Source organism: Zafaria sp. Z1313, from assembly GCF_050563205.1.
Lineage (GTDB): Bacteria > Actinomycetota > Actinomycetes > Actinomycetales > Micrococcaceae > JAZDCJ01.
Genome location: NZ_JBNWUK010000021.1, coordinates 18,887 through 41,955 on the forward strand (window position 1 = coordinate 18,887; position 23,069 = coordinate 41,955).

Sequence of the window (23,069 nt, forward strand, 5' to 3'; positions counted from 1 at the left end):
CCCATGAGCAGCAGCAGTAAGAATGCGAGCGAACTGGTGCCGGTGAAGTTCTCCCGCCTCACCCGCCGCGGCGTCCTCCTCGGGTTATCGCTTCCGCAGCTCGTGACGCTCGCGGTCGGCATCCTCTCCTTCGTCGGGGCCCTCTACGCCGGCGGCGGCATCCTGCTCGCCTACACCGCACCCATCTGGGCACTCTCCATCACGTTGACGTGGGTGCCGATTGCGGGAAGGCCCCTGGTCGAATGGTTGCCGGTCGGATGCTGGTGGCTCTACCGCACCACGATCGGGCAGCTCATCTACCGCCGCAAAGTCGTCGCACCCCGCCCGGTCGGCACCCTCGCGCTGCCGGGCGATATGGCGCGGCTGCGGGAGTTCACCGACCCCGAAACCGAAGCCGGGATGATCCACGACCCGCACGCGGGCACCCTCACTGTGGTCTGCGAGGTCACCCATCCGGCGTTCGTACTCCTCGATCCCGGTGAGCAGGAACGCCGCGTCACTTCCTGGGGCCGCGTGCTCGCCACCGTCTGCCGTTCCGGGCGCATCGCGACCTTGCAGATCCTCGAACGCACCCTCCCGGACTCCGGCACTGGATTGGCGGAGTGGTGGGCTGCGCACGGCACCCACGACGACTCCTGGGCCTCCACGACCTATGGCGAGTTGATCGACCGGGCAGGTCCTGCCGGGGAACGCCACGCCACCACCCTGTCACTGTCCTTGGACATGCGGGCCGCCGGGCGACAGATCCGCACCGCCGGCGGCGGCATCCGTGGCGCGGCCGCCGTCCTCCGGCAGGAGATGGCGACGCTGACCGCGGCGCTCCGGTCGGCGGACCTGACCCCGTCCGGATGGCTCACCCCAGGGCAGATCGCCGTGATTCTCCGCTCCGCGTATGACCCCGCGATCGCCGCGACCTTGGAACGGCACGGGCAAATCGGACAATCCCTCGCCACCGCAGGCCCGCTCGCGGTCAACGAATCCTGGGGACGTATCCGCACCGACTCCGCCCACCACGCCACCCTCTGGATCTCCGAATGGCCCCGCTCTCTGGTCTATCCGGGATTCCTCTCACCCGTGCTGCTCTCCACCGGCATCCAGCGATCCTTCTCGCTGATCTGCACACCCATGCGGTCGGACCAAGCGGCGCGGGATATTCGGAAGAAGAAGGTGGAGCACATCAGTGATGCGGCGCAGCGGCAGCGGATCGGGCAGATCGAAGACGCCTCCCAAACCGCCGAATACCAAGACGTCCTCCAACAGGAGGCCGACCTCACCGCCGGGCACGGCATCCTCCGCTACACCGGCCTCGTCACCATCACCGCACCCACCATCAACGAGTTGGACGCCGCCGTCGCGGCGATCGAACAAGCAGCGATCCAGGCCTCGTGTGAAACCCGACTCCTCGTCGGGCAGCAGGCCGCCGCGTTCACGGCCGCCGCATTGCCGTTGTGCCGGAAGGTGTGATCTTTAGGCGGCGCGGTCGAGACGGACGATGGCGGCGCCTGTGGCCACAGGTTCGCGTTCGATACGTTCTCGCTCAATGTCGTCACGAATCTTGCGGCTACGGTCAGATTCCAATCCGGCAAACCACGAGATGATCCCGACCGGGATGCCGACAGCGGCAACAACTACTGCGACACCCGTGAAACAGATCCCCACATAGACGCGGTAAACGACCACTGCCGGGGGCCACAACAGGAGACGGGCAAGGTCGTCCATTCCGTATCGCCGCGCGAGGAGGTAGAGAACACCCGCAGCGGCGAGCCCGCCCAACACCCATAGCGCTGCGGCGAACGCGGTGTGCGCCCATGAGCGCAGCGGTGCCGCGATGTCGCCGTACTGTGCCGCGACGAAAAGAAGAAGCCAGACGGTCGCAGCTGCGGGCGCACCGACGAGGCGAAGAGGTTCGTAGGCGAACATCTGGTTGTCATCATGTCTGCTGCGCACCAACGGGATCACGACCATCCAAGCCAGAAGAACAAGCAGAGCCGTAAGCATGATCCCGTTCACGGCGGGGGCCGGGTCGTTAGCGAGCGATAGGCCAGTCAACCACTCCGCCACCGGCGTGAGTTGGATATGGCGCGCGACCGCGGCCAGGGCGTCGCTCGGTCGCGTTCCTGTCGCAACGGCCGCAACGACGAGGGCAGCAGCGATAGTCGCAACGAGGTTGTAGATCGACTCTCGGTTGTCGCGCCAGCTCTTGATCGTGCCCGGAATCTCCTTGATCGCACTCAACATCAGTTCCTCCCGGTGTGGGTCTGCTCGTTTGCGCAGATGCTGGCATGTACCACCGACACATCTCCCCACGAGCACTGCTGCCCGTGCCAAGAGCGAGCAAGACGAGGAGCCTGTCGCTCACCTCCTCTCTGACATCCATCGTCAGGGAGGTTCCTCATGCCCACGTTCACCGACCCCACCAAAGACGCCGCTGAAGCATCCGAAGCGATGCGGGGTCTGGCTCATGCCAGCCGGACGTTCGGTCAGCCCTCGCAGATGTATCCGGTGATGGGTGATCTGCTCGCCGGGGTGCGGTCGCTGCGGCAGGTCCTCGACCAGCTTGCCAACGCCCACGCATCGCGGCAGATCCACGCGACCGACGATCACGGCAACCCCGCCGCAGGTGCCCGTGACGCTCTCGCGGCAGCGGACGAACTGCACCAGGCAGCGACCCTGATTGACTCCGCACACGACCGCCTCGACGCGGCCATGAACGCGGCAGGGCGGATCGCCTGGCAACCCGGCACCTCCCGCTCGATCCGGCAGTGGGTCAACATCGTCTTCCTCCAGGGCGAGGAGGCCGACCAGGTGATGGACCTCATCAGCCGCGACGGCCCGGCGGCAGGGATCGAGCATTTGAAGCAGTGGGACTACGGCGAGGAGACCACTGATGCGGCGTTGGAGAACGGATACGTCTACGACACCCCACCGGTCAGTGATCTCGACCGCGCGGTCACCGACGGCGACTACGCCCTTACCTACAACCCGTTCCACGGTCACGTCTCCCTGCACCGCGCCCACAACGTGCCCCTCGAACCAGAATCGACCGAGCCTCCTTCGCCACCAGCGGCCGATCCGGCAAGGGTCGCGGGTAGTCCTGCTCGTGCAGCCGCTGCTGCGGGGCCGTCCGCTGCGCAGGGCGTCGCGGTCGAGAAGGACTGGTTCGCCAACACCACTCGCTCGTCGCACACCTCGGGTCGGGGGCTGGGTCTGTGAGCGCCCGTGAGCCCGAACGGCTACATACCTCGGTTCTCGTCGCCCCAGCGTCCGAGCGCCGCAAGCTGCGGAAGCAACGCCGGCAGGCCGCCGCCCGCATCACCGCCGAGAAGCGGCTGGCCGAGAAGGCGGCTGCGGTGGCGAAGGCGGAGGCCGAGCGTGCCGAACGCCTAGCGACAACGTATCTGCCTGCGTCGGGCGAGCCGGGCGCAGCTGGGTTACGGTCGCCGGGCAGGTTCAAGGTGCCACGTCACCAGGACACCAGCGCGACTCTCGCTGGGGCGTATCCGTTCGTCGCTGAAGGGGGTCTCGGCTCCGACGGCGTCTTCGTCGGCCAGGACCTCTACTCCGGCGGCAGCTTCGTCTACGACCCGTGGGTGCTCTACGCCCGCGGCATCATCACCGCACCCAACGTCGTCCTCGCCGGAATCGTCGGCTCCGGGAAATCCTCACTCGCAAAATCCCTTTACACGCGGTCACTGCCGTTCGGGCGTCGCGTCTACGTCCCCGGCGACCCCAAGGGGGAACACACCGCGGTAGCGGAGGCTGTCGGGGGTCGAGCGATCGTCCTCGGCCACGGCCTCAACACGCGGTTGAATCCGCTCGATGAGGGCATGCGGACCTCCGGCCTGTCGGATGAGCAGTGGGCCGCGACCGTCGCCTCTCGCCGGAGGGATCTCATCGGGGCTCTGGCGGAGACGGTGCTGGCGCGGGGGTTGTCGCCGTTGGAACACACTGCGATCGACTTGGCGTTGACGCAGACGGTGCGGGAGAACACGGTGCCGATTCTGCCAATGGTCGTTGACCGCGTCCTCAACCCCAGTGACGACACCGACGGCCGGCTCGCGGAGGATGGGCGGCTCGTCGGCCACGCCCTCCGCCGCCTCGTCGCCGGCGACCTCGCCGGTCTTTTCGATGGGCCATCGACGGTCAGGTTTGATCCGTCGTTGCCGATGATCTCCCTCGACCTCTCCCGCGTGACCGAGAACTCGACGTTGATCTCGGTGCTGATGACGTGCTCCAGCGCGTGGATGGAATCGGCGTTGTTGGACCCGAATGGTGGGCAGCGGTGGGTGATCTACGACGAAGCCTGGCGACTCATGTCCCACCCCGCGCTCCTGCGCCGGATGGATGCGCACTGGCGGCTCGCGCGGCATTACGGGATCGCGAACATGTTGATTTTTCATAAGTTGACCGACTTGGACAATGTCGGCGACCAAGGCTCAGCCATGCGCTCCCTTGCCAACTCCTTGCTCGCGAATGCGGAGACCCGGATCGTGTACCGGCAGGAATCCGACCAGCTCGGAGCCACCGCCAGTGCGCTCGGGCTGACCGGGACCGAGCAGAAGCTCCTTCCCGGTCTCGGTGTCGGGCAGGGGTTGTGGCGGATCAAGGACAGGTCGTTCGTGACGCAGCATCAGCTCCACCCAGCCGAGCTGGAGATGTTCGACACCAGCTCCCGCCTCACCTCGGGGGTGAAGTGATGAACGTGCGTCCCCAGAAGAAACACGCCGCCGCAGCGTCGAACGAGACACCGGGGCCGGTGCAGGCGGTGCTCCCGAACGTCCGTGTGATCGTCACTGACACCGGGACCCTCGATGTCACGGTGGACGGTGCCGTGTTCCCGCCGCCTCCTCGCGGGGAATGGACGCGCGGCAGCTTCACCGACCTCCTCGACGCGGTCACGAAGGACCGAAGCGTGGCGGTGCGGATCGAGGTCCGCGAGGTTGACGGGTCGGTGTTCACCGACCTCATCCACCCCCGCAAACGCACACGCACCCCCGAATCCGTGCCGCCGTCCGAGCCCGCGAAGCCAGTATGGAAGCTGAAGGGGCCAGTGCTGGTCGAGGTCACCGCCGACGGGTTCCTGCCCGGCGAAGATGTCGCCGTCGCAATCATCGTCTCCCATACGGATGCGGCGGGCGGACGTGCGTGCGCCCTGCTGGATCTCAACCAGCTCCCGACACCAACAAGCAGGGCACAGGACGTGCTGCTGTTTGGCCGGATCTCCGGCACCGTCCACATCGAGACACTGCCATGAACGAGCGGCAGCCGGGCTCGATGGGTGATGAACTCACCAACGCCGCCCTCATCGGCCTCATCGGAATCTTCGCCCTCGGGCTCGTCCTCCGCGGCGCAGGCTCCATCGCCGCGTTCCTCACCGGGACCGCGCAGCCCACGTCAGGGCCGACGGGCGGGATGGGGGTGCTGTTCAACCCCGGCGACCCCGGCGGCGCCCTCGGAGCTGAGGGCCTGAGCCCGGTCGTCTACTGGATCGTCACCGTCGTGCTCCTTGCTGCGGTGACGGTCGGGCTGGGCTGGTGCTGGACGAAATGGCGACGCCACAACCGCAAGGTCGAGACCGACCCCCGCCGCCTCGCGGGCACCGCGACCAGCCATGAGGTCACCCAGACCGCGTCGCCCAAGGCCTTGTTGAAGCGTGCTGCGACGCTGCGGCCATCGCTCGACGAACCATCACCAGCCGATGTCGGCTACCTCCTCGGCTCCTCGCGGGGCAAGCAGGTCTGGGCGTCGGTCGAGGACTCGATCTTGCTGATCGGGCCGCCCCGCTCCGGCAAGGGCCTGCACGTCGTCATCAACGCCATCCTCGACGCCCCCGGAGCCGTGGTGACGACCTCCACGAGGCCGGACAATCTCACCGCCACCCTCCGCGCCCGGCGGCGTAATGCGGGGCCGGTGGCGGTGTTCGATCCACAGCACCTCGCCGAAGGCGTCCCCGCAGGCCTGCGCTGGTCGCCGGTACGGGGGTGTGAGGACCCGTTGACGGCGATGATCCGCGCCACCGGACTCGCCTCCGCCACCGGCCTCTCCGCTGGCGGTGTCGAGTCCGGTGGGTTCTGGGAAGGAAAGACCCGCACCGCACTCCAAGGCCTCCTCCACGCCGCCGCCCTCGATCATCGCTCACCGGCCGAACTGTTCCGCTGGACCCTCGACCCGTCGGCTGCGGCGGAGGCGGTCGCGATCCTCACCGCGAACCCGAACGCGGCCGCAGGTTGGGCGGATTCTTTGGAGGCGATGATCGACTCCGACCCCCGCACCCGAGACTCCATCTGGCAAGGCGTCTCCCTCGCGCTCGGTGCCCTCGCTGATCCCAGGGTGCTGGATGCCGTGTCGCCGAGTGAGGGTGAGAGCTTCGACCCCGAAGCCTTCATCAAAGACCGCGGCACGCTGTATCTCCTCGCCACCGGAGCGGGGGCTGGTGCGTCTGCAGCGTTGGTGGCGGCGTTCGTGGAAGACCTCATCGAAACCGCACGCCGCATCGCCGCACGATCACCCGGAGCCCGCCTCGACCCACCCCTCCTACTCGCGCTCGACGAAATTGGAAACCTCGCGCCCCTCCCGTCACTGCCGACACTCATGGCAGAGGGCGGCGGCACGGGCATCACCACGCTCCCGGTCTTGCAGTCACTCGCGCAGGCCCGCGATAAGTGGTCGGAGAACCAGGCCGGAGCGATCTGGGATGCCTCCATCGTCAAGGTCATTCTCGGTGGGGCGTCGAACTCCAAAGACCTCCAAGACCTCTCCACCCTCATCGGCGAACGCGACGAGTTCACCGACTCCGTCACCCTCGGGGACCACGGCAGCCGGTCGAACCAACGCTCGATCAGGCGGGTGCCGATCCTGCCGCCCGACCGCATCCGCACCCTGCCCTTCGGCACCGGCGTCACCCTCCTCCGTGCCGCACCACCCATCGTCACCGACCTGCGCGCCTGGCCGAGCCGTCCCGATGCGGAGCAGTTGAAGCGCGACCGGGCCGAGATCGAGGGGCTGTTGCAGCGCACTTCCGACGCCTGAAGTGGTTGGGCTGGTGTAGTGCACCTGACTTTCACGGATGACCCCTGACAAGTGGGGTCGCGTGATCGTCAAGGAGCATTTCGATGGACATTCACACGCAGCAGTCGATCTCGGGGTTCATCGCCTCGGACCCGCAGCTCAGCTACAACGACCAGAACCAGGCCCGGTTCTACGCGAGGTTCGGCCAAGAGCACTTCGACCGCAACCCCGACGGCACCTTCACTCAGCTCGACTCGACCTTCCACGATCTCGTGTTGTTCCGGGCGAGTGCAGAGCGGGCGCACGAGCGGTTCAAGAAGGGCGACAGCTTCGTCGCCGAGGGCTACGTCCGCGAGTACGAGACCACCCGCGATGGTGAGCAGATCCAGGCCGAGCAGTTCGTCGCGAAGAAGATCGGACACGACACCGCCCGCACCCGCTACGACGTCGACCGCACACCCCGCACCCCAACCCAACAGCTCGACCAGAACGCCCCGACTCAGGAAGCACCGGCACGGGAGACCCCAGCCCAGCCAGCGCCGGAGTTCCAGGTACCGAATCGCAGCAGCGCGCCGACGCCGCCCGCGCCCCGACTCTGAGGAGACGCCACCATGAGCACCATCGCCACGGATATCCCGGAGATCGACGAGCCCGAACCCGCACTCCAGGACGAGAAACCTGGCACGAAGCCGGCGCTGTCTGATCCCGATTCGATTCCTGGGCCGCCGCATCCGGTGAACTGGAACCTGCTGACCGCCGACGAGGCAGGGGCGGAATGGCTGGAACTGGATCGGTGGGTGAACTGGCTCCGTCACACCTACGGCCTGTCCGCGAACGTCATTCCGCCGTTCTGGCACCGGCACCCCGAACTGGTGTGGGAACTGTCCGCGCTGCATCTGCACTGGCTGTGCGCCTACGACCCTGATCAGAACGGTTCCGCGCCTATCGGTTGGCACCGGGACTTCGTCGATGCCAAGCAGCGGCTCCGCGACTGGGTCGCAGGCTCCGTCACCCGGCTGGATCGCGACCGTCCCACTCGGCAGACCGTCTGGCCGGGCGAGAAGCCTGCACCGCCGGTGGAGGATGTCGTGATCCTGGATCGGGCGGCGGACTTCGATGCGTTCGTTGCCGCTGACATCGCCCAGCGCCAGGCGGCCGAGGACGCCTTCTACGCGAGTCTCGACGATGAACGCCCCAACAGCGCTTGAGCACGGCATCACCCCCGTTGAGGCCCTGTGGTGTGCGCGGGATGTGGCCGAGTTCTTGAACGTCTCCCAGGCCACGCTCTCGCGCTGGCGCAGAGAGAGGATTGGGCCGCCGTTCCTTCGGGTCGGTGGTGTCTCCCGTTACAACCCGGCCACGGTGCGCGCCTGGGTCACCGAGCAGGAACAGGGTCGGGATCGTGGCTGATCCGCGGAATCGGCGGATGCCGCCGGTCGGGGTGAAGCTCACCACCGATGTCGAACGCCGCGTCGACGGGTTCCGGGCCCGCGTCCGCTGGACCGACCCGTCCACTCACAAGCGTGTCGGCCGCGTCGCCCACGTCCATTCGCAGGAGGAGGTGGAGGAGTTCTTCGATCAGATGCGGGCAGCGACCGAGACCGGCAACGACCCGACCGTCACCCTCGCCGACTACGCCGCCTCGATCGGGGACCGGTGGCAGCGGGGCCTGGACCCGACCTCCACTGCCGAGCTGTACGAGACCGGGTTCCGGCTCCGGGTGCTGCCCGCGCTCGGGCATGTGCGGGTTGCGAAGATCACCGCCGGGATGATCGACCGCACCATCGACGCCTGGGAAGCCGAACACTCCGCGTCCACGATCAAGAACTCCATCGCCCCACTCGTCCGGGTACTGGATGAGGCCGTGCGTGATGACGTCATCTCCATCAACCCCGCCAAGCATCGTGCTCGGCGCAACCTCGGCAACAACGTCACCCACACCACCGGAGCACTCCGTCAACACGCACTGCCGGATCTCGCGACGCTACGGAAGCTCGCGAAAGCCTGCGGGAAGGTACATCAGGCGTATTCCGATCACGTCATGCTCGCCAGCCTCCTGGCTGCCCGTGGTTCGGAAGTCGCCGGCCTCCAAGTCGGTGATGTTGACTGGGAGAACCACATCGTGTGGATCAGACGCCAGCATTACCCCGGCAAGGGCGGCCTCGTCGTGAAGAAGACCAAGGGCCGTAGAGACCGGCCGGTGCCGATGCTCGATGCGCTCGAACCGATCCTCGAACGCCTCACCCAAGACAAGTTGCCCGAAGCTCCGCTCCTGCGTGGGCCACGGGGTGGGGTGCTCACGACTGCGACGGTGCGGGATGCGACGCACTGGGATGACCTCGTCGCAGGCCTCGGGTTGCCGGACCTCACCCGGCACGGTCTCCGGCATACGGGGGCGACGTGGATGGCCGACGCCGGTATCGCTTTGCATGTGCTCCAGGAGATCCTTGGGCATCAGTCGATCGAGACGACCAAGGGGTATCTCCACCCCGACCATCGACACCTCGCCGAAGCCGCGAGACAGGCTAATCAGTTCCTTTCCAGGACACCTCAGAGGAAGGACGCTAGCCGCCGCGACGGACCCCGCTTGTGACCACTTCAGAACCCATGCTCCGACCCTCCCAGAGGGGGCCGGAGCACCGTCATGCCCGCGTTTTGGTGCACCTCATGGTCACCTTTTGGTGCACTCCGCAGCCGACGAGACCGAACGGAAGTGGACCAATCCGCGAACGAGCGGGACGGGCGGATGAGGGAAGTGGACCAGCCAGTGACCACGTTCAGATACGACGAAGCCCTGGTGAAAGTTGCCTCTCACCAGGGCTTTTTGTCGGGATGACAGGATTTGAACCTGCGACCCCTTGACCCCCAGTCAAGTGCGCTACCAAGCTGCGCCACATCCCGTTGTTTAGTTTTCGGACAGTCCCGCCGCTCTAACTCACCTGACCCCCAGTCAGGCGCGCTACCAAGCTGCGCCATAGCCCGATGGTTTTCGCAGCCGTTCTCCCCGGGGTTTCCCCCGCGGTTCCGTCTGCGAAAAGCTCCTCAGCTACTCTACCCCATCCGCGGGACTACTTTTGACGCCCCCGCCGTTCGCGCACGCGCATGCTGACCTCGATGGGCGTTCCCTCGAACCCGAACGTCTCGCGCAGGCGGCGCGTGATGAAGCGGCGGTAGCCGGGATCGAGGAATCCGGTGGTGAACAGCACGAACCGCGGCGGCCGGGCCGAGGCCTGCGTGCCGAAGAGGATGCGCGGCTGCTTGCCGCCCCGGACCGGGTGCGGGTGAGCGGCCACGAGCTCGCCGAGGAAGGCGTTGAGCTTGCCAGTCGGGATCCGCTTGTCCCACGACTCGAGCGCGCGGTCCAGCGCCGGGACGAGCTTGTCCTTGTGCCATCCGGTCCGGGCAGAGAGGTTCACGCGGGGCGCCCAGTCGACGTGGGCGAGGTCCTGCTCGATCTCGCGCTCCAGGTAGCGGCGGCGCTCGTCGTCGAGCAGGTCCCACTTGTTGAACGCGAGGACCAGGGACCGGCCCGAGTCGATCGTCATCTGCAGGATGCGCACGTCCTGTTCGCTGAGCACCTCGTCGACGGCCAGCAGGACGACGGCCACCTCGGCCTTGTCCAGGGCGCTCTGCGTCCGCAGCGACGCGTAGTAGTCGGAACCGTGGGCCATGTGCTGCCGTCGGCGGATCCCGGCCGTGTCGACGAAGCGCCACGTCCGGCCGCCGAGCTCGACGAGCTCGTCGACCGGGTCGCGCGTCGTCCCGGCGAGGTTGTCGACGACGACGCGCTCGGAGCCGGCGAGCTTGTTCAGCAGCGAGGACTTGCCGACGTTCGGCCGGCCGATCAGTGCCACGCGCCGCGGTCCGCCGCGCGGGACGAGACCGCCGTGGGCGGAGAATTCGGGAAGCTTGTCCACGATGTCGTCCAGCAGGTCCGCGGTGCCGCGCCCGTGGAGGGCGGAGACGGGGTAGGGCTGGCCGAACCCCAGGCCCCACAGCGTGGCCGACTCGGCCTCCTGCGAGGCGTCGTCGACCTTGTTGGCCACGAGGAAGACGGGCTTCTTCAGCCGGCGCAGCATGCGCACGACGCCCTCGTCGGTCGCCGTGGCGCCGACGGCGGAGTCCACCACGAACACGACCGCGTCGGCGAGCTCGGCGGCCACCTCCGCCTGCTCGGCCACGCGCGCGTGGATCCCCTTCGCGTCGTGCTCCCAGCCCCCGGTGTCGACGAGGGTGAAGTCGCGTCCGCCCCACTCGGCCGGGTAGGCCACGCGGTCGCGGGTGACTCCCGGCACGTCCTCGACGACGGCCTCCCGGCGTCCGATGATGCGGTTCACGAGCGTGGACTTGCCCACGTTCGGGCGGCCGATGATGGCCACGACGGGGGCGACGCGGTCGTCGTCCTCGTCCTCGTCGTCATCCTCGAGGCGGGCGAGCAGTGCCGCGTCCTCGTCGTCGAGCTCGTAGTCGTCCAGGCCCGCGCGGAGGGAGGCGGCCCGGAGCTCTGCCTCCTCGTCGCTCAGTTCCCCGAGCCGTTCCGCGATGTGGTCCTCGCCCGTGGGCACGTACTCATCGCCGTCGGAGGGAAGGGCGGCGTTCTCGGTCATGGTGCGGGGTTCCTTTGTTTGCTGCCTCCGCGGGTCGCGGACGCACCTTCCATTTTCGCATGCCCGGCGCCGGCGTCCGGCCGGGCCCCTCCCGCCGGGGTCAGAGGGCCGCGCCGCGGCCGGCGACGATGCCGAGGACGGCCCGGACGGTCTGCTCGAAGTCCAGATCGGAGGAGTCAAGGGTCACGACGCCGTCGGAGGCCGTGGTGAAGTCCACGACCGTGGCGTCCTTGGCGTCGCGGGCCAGGACCTGCCGCTCGAGGTCGGCGGCGGACTGCGTGCCGCCGAGCTGGAGGCCGCGCCGGCGCAGGCGCGCCTCTTCGCTCGCGGTGAGCAGGATGCGGGCCTCGGCCTGGGGTGCGACGACGGTCGTGATGTCCCGGCCCTCGGCCACGACGCGCGCGTGGGCCGCGATGAGCCCGCGCTGGCGCCGGACCAGTTCGGCGCGGGCGTCCAGGTTGGTGGCGACCGCGGAGACCGCCTCGGAGACCCGTGGTTCGCGGATGGCGGCGGTGACGTCGGTGCCGTGGATGAGCACGCGTTCGACGTCTGGATCCGTGCTGATGTCCAGGTCCGCTGCCTCGACTGCCGCCGCGACCGCGGCGGCGTCCGCGAGGTCGGTCCCGGCGTCCAGGCAGTGCCACGTCACCGCACGGTACATCGCGCCCGTGTCCAGGTAGGCGGCGCCGAGCCGGCGGGCCGCCTCCTTCGCCACGGAGGACTTTCCGCTGCCCGAAGGGCCGTCGATGGCGACGACGAGCTTCTCCACGATCACTGCACCACCTTCCAGTCGAGCCCGGTCAGGACCTCGACGAGTTCATTGCTCCGTCCGGGCAGGACGGAGAGCTCCACCATGCCGACCTGGTGTCCCGCCGAGTGGTCCATGCGCAGGTCCTCGACGTTGATGCCGGCCGTGCCGACGTCGGCCAGGAGCCGGGCGATCTGTCCCGGCTTGTCGTCCACGATGACCGTGACGACGGCGAACGCGTGCGGCGGGGACCCGTGCTTGCCCGGAATCCGGGCCTGCCCGGCGTTCCCCTCCCCCATCAGCTCCGCCAGGTCCAGGAGCGAGCCGGGCGCGTCCGGGTGCTCCAGGGTGTTGATGAGCCGGTTCAGGTCCTCGCGCAGGCCGTGCAGGATGGCGACGATCCGAGGCGCGTTGTGGCTCAGGATCTGGATCCACAGCCGCGGGTCCGAGGCCGCGATGCGGGTCGTGTCGCGCAGCCCGTTCCCGGCCAGGGCCAGGGTGTGGTCCGGGGCGTTGAGGAGCCGGGAGGCCAGGAGGGAGGCCGCGAGCTGCGGGAAGTGGGAGACGAGTGCGACGGCGGCGTCGTGCTCGCCCGCGTCGAGCCGGACGACGCTCGCGCCGAGGTCGATCGCGAGGGACTCGGCCGCCTTGACCGCGCCGGGGTCCGATCCCCCGTGCGCGCAGACCACCCAGGGCATCGCCGTGAAGAGCTCGCCGCGCGCGGCGGCGGGACCGGACTTCTCCCGCCCGGCCATGGGGTGCGTTCCGACGTAGCGCGCGAGCTCGGAGCGGCCCAGGCGGGTGTCGGCCCGGAGCGCGGCGAGGACGGAGGACTTCACGCTCGCGATGTCCACCACGACGGCCTCCCGGTGGCGCAGGAGCGCCTCGGCGACGACGGCCGCCGTGACGTCCGGGGGCGCGGCGACGACGACGAGCCGCGGCTCGGGATCCCCGGGCGCGGCGATGCGGCCCGCGCCGATGTCCTGTGCCACGGCCTGCGCGGTCGGGGAGGTGTCCGAGAGCAGCACCTCGAGGCCCCGGCGGCTCAGCCCCAGCCCGACGCTGGCGCCGAGCAGTCCCGTGCCGACGACGAGGACGGGCCCGGTCACGTGGTTCGGGGACACGTGCTACAGCCCCACGGCGGCGAGCAGGTGGCCGACTTCCTGGTGCCCGAGCGGGCGGATGGTGCCCTGCTTCTGGTCGCCGAGGCGGATGGGACCGAGCTGGACGCGGACGAGACGCTTGACGGGGTGGCCGACGGCGTCGAAGAGGCGCCGGACGATCCGGTTGCGTCCGGAGTGCAGCACGACCTCGACGAGCAGCTTGCCCGGCGTCGAATCGACGAGCTTGAAGGAGTCGACGTTGGCCCAGCCGTCCTCCAGCTGGAGGCCCTCCTTCATCTGCGCCCCGACGCCCTGGGCCATGGGCCCGGGGACCTGGACCAGGTAGGTCTTGGGGATCTCGTAGGACGGATGCGTGAGCCGGTTGGCGAGCTCTCCGTCGTTGGTCAGCAGGAGCAGGCCCTCGGTGTTGACGTCGAGGCGGCCGACGTGGAAGAGGCGTTCGCCCTTCTTCTTGAGGTAGTCGGAGACGCACGGGCGGCCCTCGGGGTCCTCCATGGTGGAGACGACGCCGCGGGGCTTGTTGAAGACGAAGTACTTGAGCGTCTCGTTGAGCTGGATGCGCATGCCGTCGACGTGGATCACGACCGTCTCCGGATCCACGCGCAGCCCGAGCTCGGTCACGATCGCGCCGTCGACCTCGACGCGGCCCTGCGCGATCATCTCCTCGCTGACGCGCCGCGAGGCCACCCCGGCGTTCGCCAGGACCTTCTGCAGGCGGACGCCCTCGAGCTCGGAGGTCCCGCCGCGCGGGGCGGCGGCCGGCTTCTGGGCGGGACGGGGGCGCTGCTTCACGGGACCGAGGTTGCGGCCGAAGCGCTCGTTGCCGTACGGCCGCGGCCCCTTGCCGGAGGGTGCCCCGCCCTTGCCGCCGGCGCCCTTCGCGCCGGCCCCCTTGCCGCCGGCGCCCTTCTGCCCCGCTCCGGAGGACGCGCCGCCGGCGCCGAGGCGTCCCTGCGCGGAGCCCGACCGGCCGGCCGCGGCGGGCCCTCCGCGGCCGGTGCCCTGGCCCTTGCCGGAGCCGGACTGGCCGCGCTGCGGCTGGCCCGAGCGGCGGGGTTCGCCGCGGCCCGATCCTGAACGGGGTCCCTGGGTCATGTGAAGTCCTTCGATGCTGCTGTCGTGGTGGTGGAGGCGATGGCGGTGTCTGCCAGTCTCGCCTACGGTGCTGCCGTGCTCAAGCCCGGCACCCGTGCCGGGCGCCGCGGCTAGGCGGACCCGTCGTCGAACTCGCCGAGCTGGTCGAGCCCGGGCAGGTGCGGCGAGAGCCGCGGCAGCTCGGAAACGCTGCCGATCCCCAATCTTTCCAGAAAATGCGAGGTGGTCTGGTACAGCAGCGCCCCGGTCTCCGGATCCGTGGACGCCTCCTCGATGAGTCCGCGGGACGAGAGCGTGCGGACGACCGAGTCCACGTTGACCCCGCGGATCGCCGCGATCCGGGCCCGGGAGACGGGTTGGCGGTACGCGACGACGGCCAGGGTCTCGAGCGCGGCCTGGGTCAGGCGCGCGGTCTGGCCATCGACCACGAAGCGGGAGACGACGGGAGCAAGATCACGCCGCGAGAAGATCCTCCAGCCGCCGGCGAGCTCGCGCAGCTCGAATCCGCGGCCGTCGGCGTACTCGGTCCGCAACGCCTCCAGCTCGTCGAGCACCTCCTGGGCGGGGACCTGCAGGACGCTGGCGAGCCGCAGCACGGACACCGGCTCGTCCACCACCATCAGGACCGCCTCGACGCCGGCCCGCACCCCGCCTGGGACGTCCCGGACGTCGAACTCCTCTTCCCCGGTGCCGGCCGTGGTTTTCGTTCCGGTCCTCGTCCCTTCCGCGCTCATCGCGTCCCTTCCCGTTCCGCGGACGCGGGCCGCGCCCCGGCGTCGTACTCCTCGACCGCGTCCGCCGGCGTCCATCCGCTGCCGTCCCCGCTCCAGCGCACGAGGAGTTCAGCGAGCGGCGCCGCCTGCTCGAAGGCGACCACCTGGTCCCGGAACATCTCGAGCAGCGCGAGGAAGCGGGCGACGACGACGAGCGTCCCCCCGGCGTCCCGCGTGAGCGAGCGGAAGCTGCGGGCCCCGCCGCCGCGGAGCATTCCCGCGAGGAGCTCCGCCTGTTCGCGCACGCTCACGGGCGGCGCGTGGAGGTGCTCGAGCCCCACCTCGGTCGCGCGCACCGGCTTGGGCGCGAGGGCCTTCTCCGCGATCGCCGCGAACTCGGCCGGGCTCGTCCTCCACAGCAGCTCGGGCAGCAGGGCCGCGAACTCCGGCTCGAGCGTGGTCTGCCGCGGGTACCGGCCGGCCTCCGCGTCGAGGCGCCGGCCCAGCTCGGCGGCCACGGCCTTGAACGCCTTGTACTGCAGCAGGCGGGCGAAGAGCAGGTCGCGGGCCTCGAGCACCGCGATGTCCTCTTCCGACTCGACCTCGCCCGAAGGCAGCAGGCGGGCGGCCTTGAGGTCCAACAGGGTGGCCGCGACGACGAGGAAATGCGTCGTCTCGTCCAGGGCCTTGTCGCCGATGCGCTCCCGCAGCCCCCGCAGGTACGCGATGAACTCGTCGGTGACCTCGGCGAGCGCGATCTCCGTGATGTCCAGCTGCCGCTTGCCGATGAGGTTCAGCAGCACCTCGAAGGGGCCGGAGAAGTTGTCCAGGACGACGGCGAATCCCGCCCCGGGCGCGTCGGGTCCCGTTCGCGCCGGCTCGGCCGCGTCCTGCGGGCCGGGCTCGGCGCGGGCGGACCGCACCCGGGCCGGGGTCATTACGGGGCGCCCCCGCGGCTGATGAGCTCCTTGGCCAGGGTGCGGTAGGACTCCGCCCCCGGGTGGTTGCTCGCGTAGCTCGTGATCGGCTCGGCGGCGACGTTGGCGTCGGCGAACTTGATGGTCCGCTTGATGACGGTCTCGAAGACCTTGTCGCCGAAGGCCTCGAGGAGCCGGCCCACGACCTCGCGGCTGTGGAGGGTGCGGGCGTCGTACATCGTGGCGAGCACCCCGTCGATCTGCAGCGAGGGGTTGAGCCGGTCCTGGACCTTCTCGATGGTCTCGACGAGCAGGGCGACGGCGCGCAGGGCGAAGAACTCGGCCGTGAGCGGGATGATCACGCCGTGTGCGGCGGTCAGCGCGTTGACCGTGAGCAGCCCCAGCGAGGGCTGGCAGTCGATGAGGATGACGTCGTAGTCGTCGGAGACCTTGCGCAGGGCGCGGTCCAGGACCTGCTCGCGGGCGACCTCGTTGACGAGCTGGACCTCCGCGGCCGACAGGTCGATGTTCGCCGGCAGGAGGTCGATGCCGTCGACCTCGGTGGTCATGATGGCGTCGCGGATGTCCGTCTTGCGTTCCATCAGGACGTTGTAGACGGTGGTGTCGAGCTCGTGCGGGCTCGTCCCGAACCCGGCGCTCAGGGCCCCCTGGGGGTCGAAGTCGACGAGCAGCACCTTGCGTCCGTACTCGGCGAGCGCGGCGGCCAGGTTGATGGTCGAGGTGGTCTTGCCGACCCCGCCCTTCTGGTTCACCATCGCGATGATGCGTGCGGGCCCGTGGCCGGCCAGCGGCGCCGGCTCCGGGAACTGTGTCAGCGGGCGGCCCGTCGCTCCCATGACCGGCGGTTCCTTCAACAGGCCTGCCGTCCGGGTACGCGAACCCTTTTCCTCGCTCACGGTGATAACCACGCTTCCGTTCGTTGATTGTGGGTGTACTGCCTGCCTCCTAGGTTAAGCCCCGGCCGGGCCGCCGCCGCGCACCACGCGCCTCCCACGGCGAGCCTTGACCTTGAACCTGAACTGGAGGGTTTCCGCGGATTGCCGGGGCCGTCAGTGGGCGTCGGGCTCGAGCGAGAGCTCGTCGAAGGGGCGGTTCCCCGCGAGCACCTCGCGGGCCTGCTCCTTGTCGATCTCCCGCGTCCACGTGCCGATCAGGAGCGTCGCGACGGCATTGCCCGTGAAGTTGGTCAGCGCGCGGGCCTCGGACATGAACTTGTCGATGCCCACGATCACGCCCATGCCGTCGAGCAGCTCCGGCCGGTGGGCCTGCAGCCCCGCGGCGAGGGTGGCGAGCCCGGCGCCCGTGACGCCGGCAGCGCCCTTGGAGGCGATGATCATGAACACGAGCAGCCCGATCTGCTCGCCGAGGTTCATCGGCAGTCCCATCGCGGTGGAGACGAAGAGGGCGGCCATGGTCAGGTAGATCGCGGTCCCGTCCAGGTTGAAGGAGTAGCCCGTGGGGACCGTGATGCCGACGACGGGCTTCGAGACCCCCGCGTGCTCCATCTTGGCGATGAGCCGCGGCAGCGCCGACTCGGAGGAGGAGGTGGAGAAGATCAGCAGGTACTCGCGGGCCAGGTACTTCAGCAGCGCGAAGATGTTCAGGCCCGTGACGGCCTTCAGGATGCCGCCGAGGACGACGACGATGAACAGGGCGCAGGTGAGGTAGAACGCACCCATCAGGACGGCCATGGAACCGATCGCCGCCCATCCCGTCGCGCCGACGACGGCCGCGATCGCGCCGAAGGCGCCGACCGGCGCGGCCCACATGATCATCATCATGAGCTTGAAGACGACGCCCTGGAGGTGCTTGATGCCGGTCAGGACCGGCTCTCCGGCCTTGCCCATCGACTGCAGGGCGAAGCCCACGAGGAGCGCGAGCACGAGCGTCGGCAGCACCGGGATGTCTCCGGGGATGAGCTCGAGGAGGAACTTCACCGTGGCGCTCTCCTCGCCGCCCGCGGCGGCCTCGTAGGGCTGGAGCCGCAGCCCCTCGCCCGGGTGGATGAGGTTGCCCACGAGCAATCCGATCGCGAGGGCGAACGTCGACATCGCGATGAAGTAGAACAGCGCCAGGCCGCCGACCTTGCCGACCGTGGCCGCCTTGGCGATCGATCCGACGCCGAGGACGATCGTGCAGAAGATGACGGGCGCGATGATCATCTTGATCAGGGCGATGAAGGCCGTGCCGAGGGGCTTGAGGGCCTTTCCCGCCTCGGGGAAGACCAGGCCGATGGCCGCGCCGAGCACGACGGCCACGATGACCATAATGTAGAGCCAGTGCGTGCGGTCCTTCTTGCGGGCCGGCGCGGCGTCCGGCGTGCCGGGACGGCCGGCGGCTTCGGTGGGCGTCGTTGCCATGGGAATGCTCCTTGGTGGGGTGTGATGTCCTGCATCACATCCTCGCCCGCGCCGTGACGCCGCTCACGATTGCGTTCATACTGAACACGGCCCGGAGGGCCGGCGGAAGGGAGGTGCCATGAGCCTGGCGGCACGCCTGTTCCTGTGGCAGCTCGTCCTCGTCACGGCGGTCGCCGCGGCCCTGAGCATGGCCAGCTACGCCACGGCGGAGCGGCAGCTGCACGACGCCTCCGCAGACCGCTCGCTCAGCATCGCAGCGACGCTCGCCCACGACCCGTTCGTCATCGACGCCGTCCAGGGACCGGACCCCTCCGCGCTCCTGCAGCCTTACGCCCTGGAGCTGCTCGATTCCGCCGACGTCGACTTCGTCACCATCATGGACACCGACCGCAGGCGCTACACGCATCCGCTGCCGGGGAACATCGGCCGTGAATACATCGGCAGCATCGAGCAGGCCCTGGCCGGGCGGACCCACACGGAGGACTACGCCGGGACCCTCGGCCCCTCCGTCCGCGCGATCGTCCCGGTCCGGGGCGACGGCGGTGGGGTCGTCGCCCTCGTCGCCGTCGGCGTGACGCTGCAGTCGCTCTCGATCGCCCAGGCGGCCTCGATCCCGCAGATCGCCGGGGTCGCCGCCGCCTCGATCGCCCTCGGCGGCGTGTTCTCCCTCGCGGTCAGCGGCTACCTGCGCCGCACGACCCTGGGCTTGGGCCCGGAGGAGCTGCGACGGCTCTTCTCCTACTACGACTCGGCGCTGCACTCGGTGCGCGAGGGCCTCCTGCTCGTCTCCCCCGAGGGCCGGCTCGTGCTCTACAACGACCACGCGGCCGTCCTGCTCGGCCTGCCGCCCGTGGGGAGCCTCAAGCCCACGCCCGTCGCCGAGCTCGGCCTGCCCGGTACGATCGACGAGCTCCTCCGCAGCGGGCGCCGGGTCCGGGACGAGATCCACGTCGGCAACGGCCGGATCCTCGTCGTCGGCCAGCAGCCGGCGAGCGCGCCGGACGGGCCCGGGCGCTTCGGCCTGCCCTTCGGCCTCGCGCGCGGGGGCCGGCCGCCCGGCCCGGGAACGATCGCGACGCTGCGGGACCACACGGAGATCGAATCGCTCAGCGGCGAGCTGGAGAGCATGCGCACGCTCACCGAGGCCCTGCGCGCCCAGGCCCACGAGCATGCCAACCGCCTGCACACGGTGGCCTCGCTCATCGAGCTCGGGCGCGAGCGGGAGGCGCTGGATTTCGCCGTGCAGGACCGGCAGGCCTCACAGCGGCTCACCGACGGCGTGGTCCGCTCCATCGACGAGCCGTTCCTCTCCGCCCTGCTCGTCGGCAAGGCCGCGCAGGCGCACGAACGCGGCATCGAGCTCACGTTGACCGCCTCCGGGGACCTGCCGGCCGACGTCCTCGACGCCCGCGACCTCGTCACCGTGACGGGGAACCTCCTGGACAACGCCTTCGACGCCGCCGCCGGCTCCGCCGCCCGCCGTGTGTGGGCCGACTTCTCCGTGGGCGACGGGCTGCTGTCGATCTCCGTCGCGGACTCCGGCCCGGGGATCGATCCCGACTACATCGAGGAGTTCCTCCGGCTCGGCGTCTCGGGCAAGGGCCCCGCGTCCGGCGGGGCGCCGCGCGGCCTCGGGCTCGCCCTCGTCCGCCAGGCCGTCCACCGGCTCGGAGGGACGCTCGAGATCGAGAACGACGGCGGGGCCATCTTCACCGCGACGCTCCCCGTCGGCGTCCCGGGACGGGGGACGCCGTGAACCCGGGGCCGGCCCCGGCGGGCGGCGGCACGCCCGGCATCGGGGACGGGACCGCACCGCTGCGCGTCCTCGTCGCCGACGACGAGCCCATCGCCGCGGCCGCTCACGCTGACTACGTCGGCCGGGTCGCCGGCTTCGCGGTGGCCGGGATCGCGCACACCGGAGGCGAGGTGCTCGAGCTGTTGCGGCGGGAGGCGGAATCCGGGCGGGCCGTGGACCTGGTGCTGCTGGACATGAACCTCCCGGACCTCCACGGCCTCGACGTGGCACGGCGGATCCGCGGGCGCGGCGACACGGTGGACATCATCGCCATCACGGCGGTGCGCGAGCTGGCCGTCGTGCGCACGGCCGTCGCCGCCGGCATCACCCAGTACCTCATCAAGCCGTTCACGTTCGCCGCGTTCCGGGACAAGCTCGAGAACTTCCGCGGCTACCGGCTCAACCTCGCGGACAGCGGGTCCGCGGCGACGCAGGACTCGATCGACAGCGCCTTCGCGGCGCTGCGCACGGCCGCTCCCCCGGTGCTGCCCAAGGGCCTCATCAACGAGACCCTGGGGGCCGTCGCGGGACTGCTGAGGCAGGACGGTTCACCGCTCTCGGCCACGGAGGTCGCGGACCGGCTCCAGATGTCCCGGGTGACGGCGCGGCGCTACCTCGAGCACCTGGCCGCGGACGGGCGGGCGGACAAGCAGCCGCGCCATGGGACCCGGGGGCGCCCCGAATTCGAGTACCTCTGGCTGCGCTGAGGCCCCCGGGCGCCTACGGACGTCCGCCGCGCAGCAGCTCGACGAGCCCGCCGACGACCGCCGGGTCCTCGATCGTGGACGGTACGGTGTACTCGTCGCCGTCGGCGATCTGCCGGATCGTCTTGCGCAGGATCTTGCCCGAGCGCGTCTTGGGCAGGGCCTCGACGATCCGCACCTCCTTGAACGCGGCCACGGCCCCGATCTCCGAACGCACGCGGGCGATCAGCTCCCCGGCGATCAGCTCCGGATCAGCCCGGACGCCGTGCTTGAGCACCACGAAGCCGCTGGGCCGCTGCCCCGTGAGCGCGTCCCGGATACCGACGACGGCGCACTCGGCGACGGCGGGGTGTCCCCCGAGCGCCTGCTCCATGGCGCCCGTGGAGAGCCGGTGGCCCGAGACGTTGATGACGTCGTCGGTGCGCCCCATGACGTAGAGGTATCCGTCCGCGTCGAGGTAGCCCGAGTCCCCCGTGGCGTAGTAGCCCGGGAACTGGGAGAGGTAGGAGTCGACGAAGCGGTCGTCGTCGCGCCACAGCGTCGCCAGCGTGCCCGGCGGCAGCGGGAGGCGCAGCGCGATGTTCCCCTCACGCCCCGGCCCCACCGGCCGGCCGCCGGGATCCAGGACCTCGACGGAGTACCCCGGGACGGGGACCCCGGGCGAACCGGGTCGGCGCGCGATCAGCTCGAGGCCCGCGGGAGTGGCCGCGATCGGCCACCCTGTCTCGGTCTGCCACCAGTTGTCGATCACGGGCACGCCCAGGATCCCGAGGGCCCACTCATAGGTACCGGGGTCGAGGCGCTCGCCGGCGACGAAGAGCCGCTGGAGCGTCGCCGTGTCTTCAGGCGAGAGCAGGGCCGCCTCCGGATCGGCCTTGCGGATGGCCCGCAGGGCGGTGGGGGCGGTGAACAGGACGTCGACGGCGTGGTCGCGGACCACGCGCCAGAAGGCGCCGGCGTCCGGGGTGCCCACGGGCTTGCCTTCGTAGAGCACGGTCGTGGCGCCGGCGATGAGCGGTCCGTAGACGATGTAGGAGTGGCCGACGACCCAGCCGACGTCGGACGCCGTGAACATCGTGCTCCCCCGGCCGACTCCGTAGATGTTGCGCATGGACCAGTCCATGGCCACGGCGTAGCCGCCGCTGTCGCGGACGATTCCCTTGGGCGCTCCCGTGGTGCCGGAGGTGTAGAGGATGTAGAGCGGGTGGGATGCGTCGACGGGCACGGGGTCGGCCGGGGCGGCCTCCGCGGCGAGCGCCTCCCAGTCCATCCAGTCGGCGCCGGCACCCCCGAAGTCGCCGAGCTCGTGGGCGAATCCCGGGCGCTGGTGGACGACGACCGTGGACACTGCGTGCCGGGCCAGCCGCAGCGCCTCGTCGACGGCGGGCAGGTACTCCACCCGGCGGGACGGTTCGATCCCGCCGGAAGCGGTGACGACGACGTCCGGCTGTGCGTCGTCGATGCGGGCGGCGAGCTCCTTGGGCGCGAAGCCGCCGAAGACGACCGAGTGCACCGCGCCGAGCCGAGCACAGGCGAGCATCGCGATGACCGCCTGCGGGATCATGGGCAGGTAGAGCAGGACGCGGTCCCCGGGGCCGACCCCGCGCCCGGCGAGGACGCCGGCGAAGCGGGCGACCTCCTCGAGCAGCTGGGCGTAGCTGAAGCGCCGGGCCGTGCCGAGTACCGCCGAGTCGTAGACGAGGGCGGTCTCCCCGCCCCGGCCGGCGGCCACGTGGCGGTCGAGCGCGTTGGCGCAGACGTTGAGCCGGCCCTCCGGAAACCACCGGTAGATCGGCGCGCGCGCATCGTCCAGGGCCCGCGCCGGGACCCGGTCCCAGTCGATCCCTGCGGCCGCCTCGAACCAGAACCCCTCGGGGTCCTCGGCGGCGCGGCGGTGGACGTCGGCGTAGCTCGGGGTCATGGTGCGGCCTCCTTGATGCGGTCCGTGAGGATTCCAGACTATGACGCACGCCACAC

At 69.9% G+C, this 23,069-nt stretch carries 21 protein-coding genes and 1 tRNA gene; 11 read left to right on the forward strand and 11 right to left on the reverse strand.

Annotation, left to right across the window (positions count from 1 at the left end; all coding sequences use genetic code 11):
- Positions 1-3 precede the first annotated feature (3 nt).
- Complete coding sequence (locus tag ACQ3I4_RS14680; RefSeq protein ID WP_421009166.1) at positions 4-1,464, forward strand: SCO6880 family protein; 1,461 nt, start codon at positions 4-6, stop codon at positions 1,462-1,464.
- A 3-nt stretch (positions 1,465-1,467) separates the two neighbouring features.
- On the opposite strand, the gene ACQ3I4_RS14685 is transcribed toward ACQ3I4_RS14680, so the two are convergent.
- Positions 1,468-2,238, reverse strand: a complete 771-nt coding sequence (locus tag ACQ3I4_RS14685; RefSeq protein WP_421009165.1) for a hypothetical protein — start codon at positions 2,236-2,238, stop codon at positions 1,468-1,470.
- 156 nt (positions 2,239-2,394) lie between these two features.
- On the opposite strand from ACQ3I4_RS14685, the gene ACQ3I4_RS14690 reads away from it, so the two are divergent.
- The 8 genes from ACQ3I4_RS14690 (at position 2,395) to ACQ3I4_RS14725 (ending at position 9,601) form a co-directional block, all read left to right on the forward strand.
- Positions 2,395-3,213, forward strand: coding sequence for a hypothetical protein (locus ACQ3I4_RS14690; protein ID WP_421009164.1), 819 nt, complete (start codon positions 2,395-2,397; stop codon positions 3,211-3,213).
- A complete protein-coding gene (locus tag ACQ3I4_RS14695) occupies positions 3,210-4,697 on the forward strand; it encodes an ATP-binding protein (protein ID WP_421009163.1) in 1,488 nt (495 codons plus the stop codon). Before ACQ3I4_RS14690 ends, ACQ3I4_RS14695 begins: the two co-directional genes overlap by 4 nt.
- Complete coding sequence (locus ACQ3I4_RS14700) at positions 4,697-5,254, forward strand: hypothetical protein (RefSeq protein ID WP_421009162.1); 558 nt, start codon at positions 4,697-4,699, stop codon at positions 5,252-5,254. The genes ACQ3I4_RS14695 and ACQ3I4_RS14700 overlap by 1 nt, the downstream gene beginning before the upstream one ends.
- Positions 5,251-7,029 (forward strand): type IV secretory system conjugative DNA transfer family protein, encoded by a 1,779-nt coding sequence (locus ACQ3I4_RS14705; protein WP_421009161.1) that lies wholly within the window; start codon positions 5,251-5,253, stop codon positions 7,027-7,029. The genes ACQ3I4_RS14700 and ACQ3I4_RS14705 overlap by 4 nt, the downstream gene beginning before the upstream one ends.
- A gap of 83 nt (positions 7,030-7,112) precedes the next feature.
- Entirely contained in the window at positions 7,113-7,607 is a 495-nt protein-coding gene (locus ACQ3I4_RS14710; RefSeq protein ID WP_421009160.1) for a single-stranded DNA-binding protein, read from the forward strand.
- A gap of 12 nt (positions 7,608-7,619) precedes the next feature.
- Complete coding sequence (locus tag ACQ3I4_RS14715) at positions 7,620-8,216, forward strand: hypothetical protein (protein WP_421009159.1); 597 nt, start codon at positions 7,620-7,622, stop codon at positions 8,214-8,216.
- Positions 8,194-8,418, forward strand: coding sequence for a helix-turn-helix transcriptional regulator (locus tag ACQ3I4_RS14720; protein ID WP_430633824.1), 225 nt, complete (start codon positions 8,194-8,196; stop codon positions 8,416-8,418). Before ACQ3I4_RS14715 ends, ACQ3I4_RS14720 begins: the two co-directional genes overlap by 23 nt.
- Positions 8,411-9,601, forward strand: a complete 1,191-nt coding sequence (locus tag ACQ3I4_RS14725; protein WP_427385410.1) for a tyrosine-type recombinase/integrase — start codon at positions 8,411-8,413, stop codon at positions 9,599-9,601. Before ACQ3I4_RS14720 ends, ACQ3I4_RS14725 begins: the two co-directional genes overlap by 8 nt.
- A 234-nt stretch (positions 9,602-9,835) precedes the next feature.
- Here ACQ3I4_RS14725 and ACQ3I4_RS14730 read toward each other — a convergent pair.
- The 9 genes from ACQ3I4_RS14730 to ACQ3I4_RS14770 all read right to left on the reverse strand — a co-directional run bounded on the left by ACQ3I4_RS14730 (position 9,836) and on the right by ACQ3I4_RS14770 (position 18,593).
- Positions 9,836-9,909 (reverse strand) — tRNA-Pro (locus ACQ3I4_RS14730).
- A gap of 167 nt (positions 9,910-10,076) precedes the next feature.
- Positions 10,077-11,615, reverse strand: coding sequence for a ribosome biogenesis GTPase Der (der, locus tag ACQ3I4_RS14735; RefSeq protein WP_329863794.1), 1,539 nt, complete (start codon positions 11,613-11,615; stop codon positions 10,077-10,079).
- 100 nt (positions 11,616-11,715) lie between these two features.
- Positions 11,716-12,390, reverse strand: a complete 675-nt coding sequence (gene cmk / locus ACQ3I4_RS14740) for a (d)CMP kinase (RefSeq protein ID WP_430633825.1) — start codon at positions 12,388-12,390, stop codon at positions 11,716-11,718.
- Entirely contained in the window at positions 12,387-13,487 is a 1,101-nt protein-coding gene (locus ACQ3I4_RS14745; RefSeq protein WP_329863796.1) for a prephenate dehydrogenase, read from the reverse strand. The genes cmk and ACQ3I4_RS14745 overlap by 4 nt, the downstream gene beginning before the upstream one ends.
- 3 nt (positions 13,488-13,490) lie before the next feature.
- A complete protein-coding gene (locus tag ACQ3I4_RS14750; RefSeq protein WP_430633826.1) occupies positions 13,491-14,582 on the reverse strand; it encodes a pseudouridine synthase in 1,092 nt (363 codons plus the stop codon).
- A 110-nt stretch (positions 14,583-14,692) separates the two neighbouring features.
- The gene (gene scpB, locus ACQ3I4_RS14755; protein WP_329863665.1) at positions 14,693-15,316 is read right to left on the reverse strand and encodes an SMC-Scp complex subunit ScpB; all 624 of its coding nucleotides are present in this window, start codon (positions 15,314-15,316) and stop codon (positions 14,693-14,695) included.
- A complete protein-coding gene (locus tag ACQ3I4_RS14760; RefSeq protein WP_329863664.1) occupies positions 15,313-16,233 on the reverse strand; it encodes a segregation and condensation protein A in 921 nt (306 codons plus the stop codon). The genes scpB and ACQ3I4_RS14760 overlap by 4 nt, the downstream gene beginning before the upstream one ends.
- Entirely contained in the window at positions 16,233-17,129 is an 897-nt protein-coding gene (locus tag ACQ3I4_RS14765) for a ParA family protein (RefSeq protein ID WP_430633827.1), read from the reverse strand. The genes ACQ3I4_RS14760 and ACQ3I4_RS14765 overlap by 1 nt, the downstream gene beginning before the upstream one ends.
- Before the next feature lie 153 nt (positions 17,130-17,282).
- Positions 17,283-18,593, reverse strand: a complete 1,311-nt coding sequence (locus ACQ3I4_RS14770) for a cation:dicarboxylate symporter family transporter (protein WP_430633828.1) — start codon at positions 18,591-18,593, stop codon at positions 17,283-17,285.
- Positions 18,594-18,711: 118 nt separating this feature from the next.
- Between ACQ3I4_RS14770 and ACQ3I4_RS14775 the strand changes: the two genes are divergently transcribed.
- Positions 18,712-20,349, forward strand: coding sequence for a sensor histidine kinase (locus ACQ3I4_RS14775; protein WP_329863657.1), 1,638 nt, complete (start codon positions 18,712-18,714; stop codon positions 20,347-20,349).
- Positions 20,350-20,387: 38 nt separating this feature from the next.
- A complete protein-coding gene (locus ACQ3I4_RS14780; RefSeq protein WP_430633831.1) occupies positions 20,388-21,095 on the forward strand; it encodes a response regulator in 708 nt (235 codons plus the stop codon).
- A gap of 13 nt (positions 21,096-21,108) precedes the next feature.
- Here the strand turns inward: ACQ3I4_RS14780 and ACQ3I4_RS14785 are convergent, their stop codons facing one another.
- A complete protein-coding gene (locus ACQ3I4_RS14785) occupies positions 21,109-23,013 on the reverse strand; it encodes an AMP-binding protein (RefSeq protein ID WP_329863654.1) in 1,905 nt (634 codons plus the stop codon).
- Between the last annotated feature and the right edge of the window lie 56 nt (positions 23,014-23,069).